Source organism: Enterococcus sp. C57 (assembly GCF_040887305.1).
Classification (GTDB): Bacteria; Bacillota; Bacilli; order Lactobacillales; family Enterococcaceae; genus Enterococcus_B; species Enterococcus_B hirae.
Genome location: NZ_JBFOFP010000005.1, coordinates 164,460 through 179,183 on the forward strand (window position 1 = coordinate 164,460; position 14,724 = coordinate 179,183).

The following is a 14,724-nucleotide window of genomic DNA, read 5'->3' on the forward strand; positions in this document are numbered from 1 at the left end:
ATAGCGCATCAATTATTTGTTTATTATGATCAGATTCAAGCTTTTGACTCAGCTATTGACTAAAAAAAAATAGCACGGCATCATCTATTCTGATCCCGTGCTACTTTGTTTTCACTAAAGGCTACTCGCTATTTTAAAAGACAGTCATTGTCTATAAGATTCAAAATTTGAATCCTATTTTTACTCTAAGAAATCTTTCAATTGTTTTGAGCGTGATGGATGGCGTAATTTGCGTAACGCTTTCGCTTCGATTTGTCGAATACGTTCACGTGTTACTCCGAATACTTTCCCAACTTCTTCGAGTGTTCTGGTACGACCATCGTCTAAACCAAAACGTAGGCGGAGAACATTTTCTTCGCGGTCAGTCAATGTATCTAAAACATCTTCTAATTGTTCTTTTAACAATTCATAAGCCGCATGCTCTGCAGGACTAGTAGCTTCTTGGTCTTCAATGAAGTCTCCTAAATGAGAATCATCTTCTTCACCAATTGGTGTTTCTAAAGAAACTGGCTCTTGCGCAATTTTCAATATTTCACGTACTTTTTCTGTAGGAAGGTCCATTTCTGCACCAATTTCTTCTGGCGTCGGTTCTCTTCCTAAATCTTGAAGTAATTGACGTTGGATACGGATCAATTTATTGATGGTTTCTACCATATGCACTGGGATACGGATCGTACGTGCTTGGTCAGCGATGGCACGAGTGATTGCTTGTCTGATCCACCATGTAGCATAAGTTGAAAATTTGAATCCTTTACGATAGTCAAATTTTTCAACAGCTTTCATCAAGCCCATATTTCCTTCTTGGATCAAATCAAGAAATTGCATGCCACGTCCAACATATCTCTTAGCAATACTTACGACCAAACGAAGGTTTGCTTCAGCTAAACGCTGTTTTGCTTCTTGATCACCTTCTTCGATTTTTAAAGCAAGAGCTACTTCTTCTTCCGCAGTTAATAGGGAAACACGACCAATCTCTTTTAAATACATACGAACTGGATCGTTGATTTTTACACCAGTAGGTGCTGACAGATCTTCTGTTTTTGCTTGTTCCGCTTTTTTCTCTGCACTCTTCAAGCTATGGATCGATGGATCTCCATTTTCATCAACAACGCTGATTCCAGCATCCTCGACTTTTTGGATCAATTTATCCATCTCATCCGCATTCAATGTGAATGGCGTTGCAAGTTTATTTGAAAGATCATCATACACGACTTGTCTTTTTGGTTTGTTTTCTTTGATAAAAGCTGCTACTGCTGCTTCATACTTTTTATTCTCTGTTACATTTGCCATAAAAGAAGGCCCCCCTTGAGTAGCTATTCGGCTTGTTTTAACTGTTTTGTTAAATTAATGATCTCAATCGTTAATTCCAATTCTAATTGCTTGTTTCCAGTTCTTCTAGCCTCTTGCTGCATTTGTTTTTTTAAAGTTATTTCATCAGCTAAACTAGACTTTCTGATTACACGCAATAAGTCTTGGATTTCTCTTGGTGTGCTTTCTTCGGCTACACGCAAATACTCGATTTCCACCACTAAACGCCTTAAATTTTCATCTTGCAAAAAGTCCAAAAACTCCGCAAGGTTGAATTCATCATGTTGTGACACAAATGCATCGAATAAAAAATATACTTCTGCATAAATGTCATGAATAAACTGAAATTGCTGTTCTTTCAAAAGATTACGGACAGATATCTCTTTGAACACTCTGTACAAGAGCATTTGTTCCGCTTTTTCTACTTGAGTCAGCGGTCTCTTTTTCGTTATTGCCGTCCGTGAAATAGCTGGTTCTGGCAATGTCGTTGGTTGGTTGGTTCGATTCGTTTGATTTTCCCTGCGAAAATCCCGTATTTGCTTTTGCAGGGTTTCACGACTAAGTTGAAATTCGGTCGCTAGTTGCGACAAATACATATCTTGTTCGATTGGCGAGACAACTTGACTAAGTTCTCTCGATACCTCTTCTAAGTACTGGATTTTATCTTTTTCATTCTCCAGGTTCTTGTCTTGCTTCAAATAACGTGACTTGAAAGTAAAGACCGTTTCACGACCATGAAAGATCAGTTCATTAAAGGAGTCATTTCCATATTTACGTAAATATTCATCGGGATCAAGTTTTTCCGGAATCACAACGATTGATAATTGCAATCGACTATTTTGTCGTAACAATTCGATCCCTCGATTCGTTGCCTCGAATCCTGCCTTATCTCCATCGTAACAAAAAACTAGTTCTTTGGTTACTCGTTCGATCTGCTGGATCTGTTGATTCGTTAAACTCGTTCCCATGGAAGCTATCCCATTTTTTACACCTGCTTGCCAAGAAGCAATGACATCCATGAAACCTTCAAATAAAAGAACTTCTCCGCTTTTTCGGATATCACTACGTGCTTTATCCAAGTTGAACAACACTTGTCTTTTATTGAATAATTCTGTTTCTGGACTATTCAAATATTTGGGTTGATCTTTTTCTTGTCCTTTTTCTGGTGCAAGCCAGCGTCCAGAAAAACCAATCGTGCGCCCTTGAGGGTTTCTGATAGGAAACATGATACGTTGGTAAAACCGATCAGATATTCCTCCATCCTCATGGGAGATAAACAAACCAGAACGTTCCAACACTTCTTGATCGTATGCTTCAGTTTTAAATACTTGTTTCAAAAATGAACGTTCATTCGGTGCAAATCCGATCGCAAATTCTTCAATCAATTCTAGTGTCAAACCACGTTGTAGTAAGTAATCTAAAGCTTGCTCGCCTACTTTCGTGTGTAGCAACATATGATGATATACTTCTGCGGCTTTTTCATGCGCTAAAATCAATTTTCCTGTAATTGAATCGCTATTTTCGAAGGGAAGTGTTTGTTTGCGCCATTGATCTTCTAACTGAATTTGTTCAAAATCAGCAACTTTGACGACTGCTTCTGGGAAACTAAGTCCTTCTAGTTCTTGAAGAAAAGTAAAGACGTTTCCTCCTTTTCCGCAACCAAAGCAATGAAAAATCTGTTTATCTTCAGCCACCGAGAAAGATGGTGTTCGTTCTTCATGAAAAGGACACAAACCTAAATAATTCTTTCCAGATTTTTTTAATTGGACGTATTGACCAATCACCTCAACAATATTCGTTTGTCCACGAATCGTTTCAATGACTTCTTGAGGAATCCGTTGAGCCATGCTTTCACCCCCTGTAAATAGCTAATTGGCATCTGTCAAAGAGATACCTCAGGAGAATAACCGGTAAAAAATCGCACTAACGAAAATCAGTGCGATTTTAAAGGACACAATTATACATGTTTCATTCTATCACAATTCTAAACTTTTTCAAGTATAATACTTGTCATTCTAAGAACAAGCAACGGTTTATTTCGTTGTTGCTAATTTATTCAATAAGTAGTCACGGATATTGGTCTTTCCATAAATCAGTCTCAAAATGATATTAACGATCATAAAACCAATGAAATATGGCCAAGCCGTTCCTAACCCAAGATCAACTTCTAACAGATGATGGAAAAGCATCGCTGCTACATAAATCCCTACAACAGTTGTTACCGCTAAGAAAATTCGCAACGGATTAAATGGATAACACGCTTTGACTACTGCCATACAGCTGATTCCGATCAATAGATAATACATTAAAGTGGTCGTTTGCAACTGGGTAAATGGCAAAACTTTTCCTAAAATATAAACCACAATAATATTCAATACGACTAGCAATGCATTTGGCAATGCATTGATCAATGCTGTTGGTAAATAACGATAGGTAATCTTTCGTTTATCTTGTTCAAACGATAAGAAGAAAGAAGGATAACCTTCAATAGCTAAGTCAATCAATGTGATCTGGATTGGGATGAATGGAAACCCGATTGCAGTAATTGCGCATAAAATAGAAAGAATAAACGAATAGATCGTCTTGATAAAGAAAATACCTGAAACTTTGGTCACATTGTTTACGACACGACGCCCTTCGAATAAGACTTCTGGTAAAGTCGTAAAATCAGAATCAAGTAAAACGAGATTAGCAATTTGTCTTGTTGCACCGTCTCCTTCAGCCATGGCGATACTGCAGTCTGCTTCACGCAGTGCCAATACGTCATTGACTCCATCCCCAGTCATAGCCACAGTTCCACCACTTTGTTTTAATTCATTCACTAATGTTTTCTTTTGTTGTGGACTCACACGACCAAAGACCGTGTACTCATGAGCGGCTTCCCGGACAGCTTTTTCTTCTGTCATCGTAGAAAGATCAACATACGAATCATAATTTGGTAAGCCTGCACGACGGGCAATATTTGAAACTGTGAACGGATTATCACCTGAAATAACCTTTAGATTCACACCTTCAGCATGTAAATAAGCTAATGTTTCTTCTGCATTTTTACGTATTGGATCGTCAATCTCAAACAGCGCGATTGGTTCAACGCCTTTTGGCTCTCCCTCAGTCAAATGTTGTTCAGGAGCGACACCCAGCATCAATACACGGTAGCCATTTGCTTGAGCATCCACCAAACTTTCTGGCAGTTGTGATTTTTCAACCAAACGTTCAGGAGCTCCTACATAGATCACACCTAATTCAGGAAACTCCATCGCTCCCCATTTTCGGTCAGAAGAGAAAGCTAACTTTTCAGTCACAGTATAGCGATTAGCTACTTGAAAGTAATCTCTAAGTGCCCGCATGGTAAGATTATTGTCACTGCTTTCAGCTAGATAGGTTCCCATGATTTCAGGAATCGCTTTTTCGTACTTAGGATTTAGGGCTTCGACCCGTTGGATACTCATTTTTCCTTCAGTGATCGTCCCTGTTTTATCCAAGCAAAGCGTATCTACATGAGCAAGTGTTTCAATCGAATACATATCTTGGACCAAGATTCTTTTCTTTGCTAATTTCGTTACACCAGTAGTCAGTGCAATACTAATCAAAAGGACTAAGCCTTTAGGCAACATCCCTAGTAATGCTGCTGCCGAAGCAATAACAGAAATCTTAATGGAAGCATCACGGATAAATAACGCTTCTAAAAATAAAATAATACCTAATGGAATGATAATGAAGCTAGTAAATTTCGATACTTTTCGAATAGAATCGACAAGTTCAGAATGAATCGCTTTATGGGTTTTTGCCTCACTCGTTAGGCGAACTGCATAGTTGTCTGCGCCAACACGAATCGTTTGAGCTAAAACAGAACCACTGGTTAAGAAACTACCTGAAAGCAATTCATCTCCTTCGGTTTTGACAATCAGGTCTGACTCCCCTGTCAATAGTGCCTCATTGGCTTCTGCGCGTCCTGAGATCACTCTTAAATCAGAAGGAATCTGTTCCCCTGCACCAATCTTTACGACATCTCCTAAAACTAATTCTTTCGTTGAAATCGACTGCTCTTTTCCTTCGCGGACAACTCGTACCTCTGATTGCGAAACAATCGATAACTTTCTTACTAGATTTCTAGCATGGATTTCTTGATAGATACCAATAATGATATTCACCACAATGATTGCCAGGTAAGCCATATTGGAATAGGCACCGACCAATAGTAAGCAAATCCCAATACCAAAATTTAAAAAGTTGAACAGCGTTAGTATATTGTCACTAAGAATCTGCTTAGTACTTTTTGATGCATCCTCTTGGTAATCATTTTGCTGCCCAGAGGAAATTTTTTGTCTCACTTCTTCCTGAGTAAGACCCTTCATTTCTTTCGTTTCCATTTTTCGCCAACTTTCAAAAAATAATCAATATATTTAAGTCTAGCTTGTTCTATTATTAAAAACAACTTATTTTTTACAAATTTATACAAAATAATAACACATGATTCTATGCCGCTGAGAAATCCCAGCAAAAATCATGTGCCATTCAACCTTTATTTATATTGTTCTTCTAAACGACTCATCCACCAACCTAATGCGATACCAGCAAAAAATAAAATGGGACAAAAGATGATTCCTGGTAAACTTAAATTTGTGTAATCTGTAGGAACAATCATTACCGTCGAAGCAAAAACAACTCCTAAAATAAAATGGAACAATTTACTATATGCCTTAGAAAAGATAAAATCAAATAACTTTGATAACGTCAACACGCAGACTACCGCACCTAAACCGATCGGTAAGATCACGTCTAAGCGAGCTTCTTTGAAACCATCAGCCATCGCCTTGTATAACCCCATATAGACTAAAAAATTCGAGGGACTCAGTCCAGGAACAATCATCCCTAAGCCGATTAGACCGCCAGCGATGATCCAAGTTACTGTGTTTTGTTCAACTTGACCATCAAATAGTTGTGATCCGTAAAGTAAAAAGAAATAAGCCACGATCAATGTGACGATCATCAGGATGATATCACCTGATTGCCGCCCTTTCTTTCCAGCTTCTTTCCACAACGCTGGAACAGTACCTACAATACACCCAACAAAAAACCATAAAATCGTCGTTTCATATGTCCCTAATAAGAAACTCACCAAAAAGGAAAGCAAAAAGACTCCGCTGATGCCTCCTAATCCGACAGGCAAAAAGAAAAGCACGTTTTCTTTAAAATTTCTGGTTAGATGAGCTAAAAAAGAGATCAATCGTTCGTACATCCCAAAAACAGCTGCTAAAGCGCCTCCGCTTACCCCCGGTAAAATAAAACCCGAACCGATAAACATTCCCTTTACAAAGCGCAATAGCCAGTCTTTCCCTGAATCTTTCGCTACCTTTTCTGTTATGATTTGTTCTTTTTCCACTTTTTTGAGCACTCCTTCTTTCTGATAAGATAAAGATCTAGCAAAAAATCTCAGCATTACACTCAATTAGTTAAAAACTTTGTCATATAACTCAATGAGGTTTTCATTCATCTTGACAACTTTTGTGTAAAACATGTTCCCTCCATTATGATAAAGATAACCGCCATTGTAAAGCAATGAGGGGACTCGCCAATAGCGATACTTGGTTTTTTTCTCATTACCTAAAAGTGGACTCAAGACATTTTTGGAATATTCTTCTGCTATCTCCATAGTATTTTCCCCACCTCGGTTTTTTACGTAGACAATATAATCCTTACCGAAGTTATAGGCTTGTATAGCTGTATCAAGATCACATCCTTGTTTTTTTGCCTCATTGATCATTTCTGCTAAGTAGCTGACTCCTTGATCGATACTTTCTTTTTGATTATCGATCACATTGGCTTTACCATAGGCGCTTTCCGAACTTTGCATCAAATCAATCCCCTTGCCTTTTGATTCTGTTAAAATGATCCCCTTGACCAAAGACTCGTACTCTTCCATATGGTACTTTTTGATTGCTGTTGTTATTTCTGGTTCGTACTTTTCTACTCTTTTAATCGATTGATAGGTTTTTCCTAAGATGATCAATACTCCTATGACCAAGACAATCAGTAAAAAAGAGACGATTCTTCGAAAGATTGATTTTTTCTTTTTTTTCATAAACATTCACCTAGTTATTTTGACATCTTTTTTTATCTTACTATTTATTATCGTTCTTGGCTATTTCTTACTAATCATTTGTTCCTTTCCTTAATAAAAACTGAAATTTTCGGAATTTTTTACTATCTTACGAAAATGATCGTTGTTTTTTTAGGAAAACAATTGCTCTTATAGGAGAATTGTCGTTATACTTTAACCAGTAGGTGATTATGTGAAAAAAGAAAAGAAATATGCAAAAATGACTGATGGAACAGAGATCTATTATGAGAAAAGCGGAAATGGCATGCCTCTGTTTTTACTCCATGGTAATGATGGCAGTGGTCGTTTCTTCTCAGAGCAAGTTCCTGTCTTTAGTCAGTTTTATACCGTTTATCTCATTGATAGTCGAGGTCACGGACGTTCAACGAATCAAGCAAATACCTTGTCTTTTCGTTTGATGGCAGAAGATCTTTATACCATCATGCTACTTGAAGGAATTACAACAGCAAATATACTAGGTTTTAGTGATGGAGCTAATCTTGGATTGGTCTTTTCAAGTTATTATCCAGAGAAAGTACATCGATTAATATTAAATTCAGGAAATACTTTAGTTAAAGGGGTTTTATTCTCAGCGAGACTGCTTAGCTACTGTCATTATATTGGTATGTGGTTGCTTTCTTTAGTTTGCCCATCGCTTAGAAAAAATTTGTTGGTGATCAAATTGTTGTTAAAAGATATCGGTCTTTCAACAGCAGATTTAGAGAAAATTAAATGTAAAACATTGATTATTGTTGGAAAAAAAGATGTGATCAAACTGCAACACTCCCTTTACCTAGCAAAAACGATCCCAAATGCTTCTTTTGTTTTAGTGAACGAACAAGGACATCAGTTAGCTAGAAAAGATCCTCAACGTTTCAATCAAGAAGTATTAGATTTTTTGTCTGAATAATAAGAATAGTAGGTGATTTTTTTGTTAAAACAAGCCTTACAATGGTTCAAAAACCATTTAGGTCTCTTTAAAACAATCTTTTTAATTTCTGTGGTTGTCATTATCGTTAGTGAATTGATCAATATTGGCAAAACACTATCGATCGCTCAATTAGCCGAAACATTTGCAACGATCCCACTTTGGAAGACGGGGTTGATGCTCATTGTTGGATTACTATCTGTTGCACCGATGATTGGGTATGACATCATCCTTAACCGCTTGTTGGGACAAAAATTAAAAAAGAGTTATTTATTTGAAACAAGTTGGTTGATCAATACCATCAACAATGTTGCCGGTTTTGGCGGCTTTGTCAGCATCGGATTACGCTCCGAATTATACGGTCATAAAAAAGACAGTAAGCAGTTGATGCAAGCTTTGTCGAAGATCTTTTTATTTCTAATGGCTGGACTGTCTATTTATAGTTTGATTTCTTTTTTTATGGTCTTTTTTGCACCGGTTGCGCCTTTTATTAAGCAGTATTGGATTTGGTTGATCGGTGGTGGGTTATACTTCCCACTTGTTTTTTTAGTCACTACCTTAAAAAAAGAGGGGTACCTCGGAGGACTTTCATTAAAAACACAAGGACAATTGCTGCTTGTCTCGATCTTAGAGTGGTCTGGTGTCTTGTTCACCTTTCTAGCAGTTGGGGCACTTATGGATATCAAAGTCGATTTGTGGCAAACGATACCGCTCTTTATCGCAGCTTCAGTTATCGGAATCGTCTCGATGATTCCTGGTGAAATCGGTAGTTTTGATATCATGATGATTATCGGTCTTTCTGCCATAGGTGTGCCAAAGGCAACTGTAGTCGTTTGGATCTTACTGTACCGAATTTTTTATTACATTATTCCTTTTTTGATCGGGATCGTCTTTTTCTTTAAGAATATTGGCTCAACCTTTGATCAACGTTATTCTGGTATTCCTAAGCAGCTGGCAACAGAGATTGCTCATAAAGCCGTCGTCGTCCTTTTATATTTTTCTGGTATCATGATGGTTCTTTCAGCAACGATCCCACAAGCTTTTACCGAGTTTCGTTGGCTGCATAGTATTAATCCGTTAAGGTTGCATTTTATTATTCAATTCCCAAGTATGTTGTTAGGATTTCTCTTTGTCATCATGGGGCGTGGGATTGCTGCAAGAGTCAAAAGAGCCTATTGGCCAACTATTGCACTGATCTTTTTAGCAGCATCTTATGTGACGATTATTGACTTTAGCTTTACTGCAGCTATTTTCCTATTGTTACTGTTGTTGATCGTAATTGCTTCGAAAAATGAATTATTTAGAGAACAAATCATTTATTCATGGGAATGGTTGACGATTGATGGTGTGATTATTGGTGCTTTAGCGTTGCTTTACATCATTATTGGTGTTTATAATCTGCCAACATTTCCTCATCGTAAGCATCATTTTATTTCGTTCTTTTTGTTCCCGTCAGAAAAGATTTGGTTATCTGGATTATTTGCTATTATTGCAGTAAGCTTTATCATCATTCTTTTCGTCCACTTCCTACAAGGAAAGAAACAGCAAGTCGGCGAACCGTTGGATGAAGAAAAAGCGTTAAATATCCTCCATACCTTTGGCGGAAATTCTGACAGTCAATTGATTTTCTTAAAAGACAAGCGCATGTTTATTTACGAAAAAGACCAAGTTGGAACGGTTTTATTACAGTTTGCTTGTTACAATAATAAATGTATCGTGATGGGCGATCCTTCGGGTAAAAAAGAAGATTTTCCTGCTGCTATCGAAGCGTTTATTGAAGAAACTGATCGTTTGTGTTACCTACCCGTCTTTTATGAAACGAGTGAAGAAATCGTGATGATTTTACATGAATTTGGCTATGATTTCATCAAAATGGGCGAAGAAGCACATGTTGAATTAGCCAATTTCACTACTTCTGGAAAGAAAATGAAAGGGTCACGTGCGATCTTGAATCGGATTGACCGAGAAGGTTTTACTTTTGAGATTATTCAGCCACCTTTTTCTGCGACACAGATGACTGAACTCAAACAAATTTCTGATCAATGGTTAGGAAGCCGAAAAGAAAAAGGTTTTTCACTGGGGTTCTTCTCAGAAGATTATCTGCAGCGGGCACCGATCGCTGTTTTAAAAGACCCACAACAAGACTTAGTAGCATTTGCTTCGATCATGCCAACCTACACAGATAACAAAATCGGCACGATTGATTTGATGCGTTATGATCCTGAGAAAGCACCAGCTGGAAGTATGGATTATCTTTTCCTTCATTTATTTGAGTATATGAAAGAGGAACAGATTGAGTTTTTCAACTTGGGGATGGCGCCATTATCCAACGTTGGAACCTCAAGAAAAAGTTTTATTCAAGAACGAATCGCTTACTTAGTTTATGAATTTGGTTCACATTTTTACTCTTTCCACGGCTTGCGTGAGTATAAAGATAAATATGCGACTCATTGGACTTCCCGCTATACTTCCTATTCACGTGACAGTTGGATTGCCTATGTCATGATCGCATTATTGATCATTGATAATGCACCAGTTGACCATAAAAAGCGATTAGTAGGTTTAAAGAAATGGTTACAAAAACGCTGAATATGACAACTTATATCTAATGATGGAAGAAAAAAAGACGCATGATTCTAAAAGTCATCTGACTTGTTGAATCGTGCGTCTTTTTTATTTATCTATCCTTTGTTCTTAGGCTTCGATTTCTGTTACGATACCTGAACCTACTGTACGACCACCTTCACGAATGGAGAAAGTCGTCCCGTTTTCAATAGCAACAGGATGAATCAATTCTACATCGATCGTTACGTTGTCGCCAGGCATGACCATTTCCGTTCCTTCTGGCAAAACAATTGTTCCTGTTACGTCAGTTGTGCGGAAATAAAATTGTGGTCGATAATTATTGAAGAATGGTGTATGACGTCCGCCTTCTTCTTTAGACAAAACATAAACTTCTGCTTTGAATTTAGTATGAGGTGTAATTGAACCAGGTTTGGCAATCACTTGGCCACGTTCGATGTCTTCTCTTTGAATCCCACGTAATAACACACCTACGTTATCCCCTGCTTCACCGTAATCAAGCGTTTTGCGGAACATTTCAACTCCTGTTACTACGGCTTTTTGCGTTTCTGGTTTGATCCCTACGATTTCGATTTCATCACCGACTCGAACAGCCCCACGGTCAATCCGACCAGATGCTACTGTTCCACGTCCAGTAATTGAAAATACATCTTCGACGGGTAACAATAATGGTTTGTCCGTATCACGTTCTGGTGTTGGGATGTATTCATCGACTGTGTCCATCAATTCCATGATAGCTGCTTCTGCATCAGGATCACCTTGTAATGCTTTTAATGCTGATCCTTTGATTACAGGTGTATCATCACCTGGAAATCCATATTCGCTTAATAGTTCACGAACTTCCATTTCTACTAGATCAATTAATTCTTCATCATCGACTAAATCTGTTTTGTTCAAGAAAACAATCAAATATTTCACGCCTACTTGGCGAGAAAGTAAAATGTGTTCACGAGTTTGAGGCATTGGGCCATCCGTAGCAGAAACAACCAAGATTGCTCCGTCCATTTGAGCTGCCCCAGTGATCATGTTTTTCACGTAATCCGCATGCCCTGGTGCATCGATATGTGCATAGTGGCGTTTGTCTGTTTCGTATTCCACATGAGCAGTATTGATCGTGATTCCACGTTCACGTTCTTCTGGTGCTGCGTCGATACTAGCATAGTCTTGAGGATTTGCTAAGCCTTTTTTACCTAGTACTGTAGTGATCGCAGCAGTTAAAGTAGTTTTCCCATGGTCGACGTGTCCAATGGTTCCAATATTTACGTGTGGTTTACTTCTATCATAATGTTCTTTTGCCATAATTAACAAACCTCCTAATTAATTTAGAGCTTTAAAGTTTTGCTCTCATCTGTTGTCCATTATAGACTTCTTTGGAAAAATCCAAAAAGAATCTGTCCGCCTTACTTTTTGTAAGTATCGAACAATTTGTATTATACGTCAAACTTGGTCAAAGTCAACCAAGAACACTTATGCTGATTAATGACTAATTTTTCATCAGCCAACCATGCGTAATTGTTGTGACTATCTCCTTGTTTTCACTACAATGGGCTCTTTCGTAACTATCAATATTCGCGATAAAAACAAATCATTTCTTGTGTCGCTACCGATTTAAATTGGCATTTTTCATAAAATCGACGGGTTCGTTGTTCATTTTCTGTCAATAAAACTTTTTGTCTGACTTTTGGATAAGCTTGTACCATTTTTTCGATTAATTGTGTCCCAATCCCCATGTTTTGATAAGCTGGATGAACAAGCAAATCTTGAATGTAAAGAATTGTTTCGCCATCCCCGACACTACGGATCAATCCAATCAATTGTTGTTCGTCCCATACCGTTATCACTTTGAGAGATTGTTGGATTCCCAGAGCTAATTGTTGGATGTCATTCGTATAGGCTGACCATCCTACAGCTGTATAGAGCGCGAACAATGCATCAAGGTCAATTTTTTTCTCTTCGCTGAATTCCATGTGCTTTCTATCCTTTGCTATATTTTTGTATGATGTAATCCGTCTCAATCTGTCGTTAACTCAATCAGATTTCCTTCAGGATCTTGGATAACTGCTTCATAATAACCGTCGCCCGTAGTTCTTGGTCCACTGATCAGTGGAAAGCCATCTTTTACAAATGTTTCAGCAAATGAATCCACCTCTGTTTTTGTTCCCACTGAAATTGCTAAATGAGCATAACCAAAAGTATCGACTGCACGATCTGATAAAAAAGGCTTTGTAATCAATTCAATCCGACTTCCTGAGGTAAAATTCAGGAAGTAAGATTGAAACCGGGTTTTAGGATTCGTGTATTTCTCTGAACTTTCTGCAGCAAAATAATTCTCATAAAACGCTCTCATTTTTTCTAAATCATTAACCCAAATAGCAATATGTTCAACTTTCATTTTGTAACACTCCTTTATATTTTCGTTATCTCTTCCTATCCTTTATACCATTTTCTCTTTATTTGATAAAGAATGATGTGATTATTTTGGCTTTTGCTCTTAGTGATCAGTTCACAAAAGAAATGGTGTTATCTGGTAAAAAGAAAGCTGTCATTCTGAAACATCTAAAGATATGCACTACTTATATAGTTTACACCTGCAAAAAAACCAAGGAAAACTTTATACTGACCGAAAAAAGTTAACTTTTTTATCCAACTTTTAACGTTCACTATAGTTTCTCTTGGCTCTTTTCTTGTCTGCTACATTTTATTGTATTCTCTGAATAAGCATTCTTTTAATAATTATAAACGATTTAATACTTCGTCTACATTTTTGATCATCACTGAGATTGTTCCATCTGGGTTATTAACAAATTCGATCAAATCTGGATTTCGGTAGACGTCTACAGGGACGATCAATTCGATTCCATTGGATAACTTGAATTTTTGTTTACCAAATTTTTTCTCAGAAATTTCTTGGACTTCTCTGACTGGCAAAGCTTCAGCAACAAATCCCTGTTCTTGGACTTCTTCTTGAAAAGCTAATTTCGCTGTGATATTTTCTTTGAAGACTTTTTCCGCAATCATTTCATGGTCTAGTCTGCCCTTTTCCTCGATCGTATCATAAACAGCCTCTTTTAAATCAGCCACTAGATCAAATTCTTCAGTTTCAAATTTTTTCCCTAAACTTTTAGCTACTTTTTGGATCACTTTGACATTCTCTTCTAATGAAGGCGCAGGAACACTTTCGATGACTCTCCCCGAAAAATAGAGTTCTTTTTTTCCAGAAAACTCATATTTTTTTTCAATCAATTCATAGGTTAAATCAGTTAACGCCACCGCAAACGCTTCATCTGCCTTTTGGGATTTTGCCCCCAATATCGCTCGATTCAAAATCAATTGATTGGCGATTCCTGTTTCGTCTGCCTCTACAAAATGTGTATAGGATTCTCGGTAATTGACTTTTAACAAAGCCACATACATCACCGTATCTACTTCATACAAAACAACAAAGACATCAGCGCTTGGTGCTTCTTCGCTTTCTTGATAGATCTCGAACCAGCGTTGAACGATCCCTTCACTTGCTGCTACAAAGTTTTCTTGACAGTCCTGGACTTGTTTCGCCATCATACTTTCAGGTGACAGCTGTCCTGTTTTCGTTTGTGCAGAAGAAATTTTTTGGATTTTCTTTTGTAAAAAATCTCGAATAAACTCTTTAGTCAGATCCAATTCTTGTTGAGAAAATACGGGTGATCCCGTTTCACGATCAATAATATGCATAATTGCTTTTTTTAAATAAATATCCATGTTCTCATTCCCTTCTGGTTTAGTTTACGGAAAATCAATACAAAATACCAGAACGAAAATCATTATT

At 37.5% G+C, this 14,724-nt stretch carries 11 protein-coding genes; 2 read left to right on the forward strand and 9 right to left on the reverse strand.

The features are described from left to right. Window positions 1-180: 180 nt before the first annotated feature. From rpoD to AB5M32_RS08060, 5 genes are all read right to left on the reverse strand, one after another. Window positions 181-1,290: an RNA polymerase sigma factor RpoD gene (gene rpoD, locus AB5M32_RS08040; RefSeq protein WP_010719586.1), complete on the reverse strand. Its 1,110-nt coding sequence runs from the start codon at window positions 1,288-1,290 to the stop codon at window positions 181-183. A gap of 23 nt (window positions 1,291-1,313) precedes the next feature. Next, the gene (gene dnaG / locus AB5M32_RS08045; protein WP_010719587.1) at window positions 1,314-3,155 is read right to left on the reverse strand and encodes a DNA primase; all 1,842 of its coding nucleotides are present in this window, start codon (window positions 3,153-3,155) and stop codon (window positions 1,314-1,316) included. Window positions 3,156-3,341: 186 nt separating this feature from the next. Then, the gene (locus AB5M32_RS08050; protein ID WP_228197418.1) at window positions 3,342-5,663 is read right to left on the reverse strand and encodes a cation-translocating P-type ATPase; all 2,322 of its coding nucleotides are present in this window, start codon (window positions 5,661-5,663) and stop codon (window positions 3,342-3,344) included. A gap of 167 nt (window positions 5,664-5,830) precedes the next feature. Next, complete coding sequence (locus AB5M32_RS08055) at window positions 5,831-6,613, reverse strand: DUF368 domain-containing protein (protein WP_368024411.1); 783 nt, start codon at window positions 6,611-6,613, stop codon at window positions 5,831-5,833. A 144-nt stretch (window positions 6,614-6,757) separates the two neighbouring features. Then, window positions 6,758-7,390, reverse strand: coding sequence for a lysozyme family protein (locus tag AB5M32_RS08060; protein ID WP_368024399.1), 633 nt, complete (start codon window positions 7,388-7,390; stop codon window positions 6,758-6,760). 211 nt (window positions 7,391-7,601) lie between these two features. Between AB5M32_RS08060 and AB5M32_RS08065 the strand changes: the two genes are divergently transcribed. Further along, complete coding sequence (locus AB5M32_RS08065; RefSeq protein WP_207414563.1) at window positions 7,602-8,318, forward strand: alpha/beta fold hydrolase; 717 nt, start codon at window positions 7,602-7,604, stop codon at window positions 8,316-8,318. Between the two features lie 21 nt (window positions 8,319-8,339). Then, window positions 8,340-10,925, forward strand: coding sequence for a bifunctional lysylphosphatidylglycerol flippase/synthetase MprF (mprF, locus tag AB5M32_RS08070; protein WP_368024400.1), 2,586 nt, complete (start codon window positions 8,340-8,342; stop codon window positions 10,923-10,925). Window positions 10,926-11,030: 105 nt separating this feature from the next. Here mprF and tuf read toward each other — a convergent pair whose 3' ends face one another. From tuf to AB5M32_RS08090, 4 genes are all read right to left on the reverse strand, one after another. Next, on the reverse strand, window positions 11,031-12,218 hold the full coding sequence (gene tuf, locus AB5M32_RS08075) for an elongation factor Tu (protein WP_368024401.1): 1,188 nt from the start codon (window positions 12,216-12,218) through the stop codon (window positions 11,031-11,033). A gap of 263 nt (window positions 12,219-12,481) precedes the next feature. After that, the gene (locus AB5M32_RS08080) at window positions 12,482-12,886 is read right to left on the reverse strand and encodes a GNAT family N-acetyltransferase (protein ID WP_063626896.1); all 405 of its coding nucleotides are present in this window, start codon (window positions 12,884-12,886) and stop codon (window positions 12,482-12,484) included. A 44-nt stretch (window positions 12,887-12,930) separates the two neighbouring features. Next, window positions 12,931-13,311 (reverse strand): VOC family protein, encoded by a 381-nt coding sequence (locus tag AB5M32_RS08085; protein ID WP_010719595.1) that lies wholly within the window; start codon window positions 13,309-13,311, stop codon window positions 12,931-12,933. A gap of 341 nt (window positions 13,312-13,652) precedes the next feature. Then, entirely contained in the window at window positions 13,653-14,657 is a 1,005-nt protein-coding gene (locus AB5M32_RS08090; protein WP_010719596.1) for a nucleoid-associated protein, read from the reverse strand. Between the last annotated feature and the right edge of the window lie 67 nt (window positions 14,658-14,724).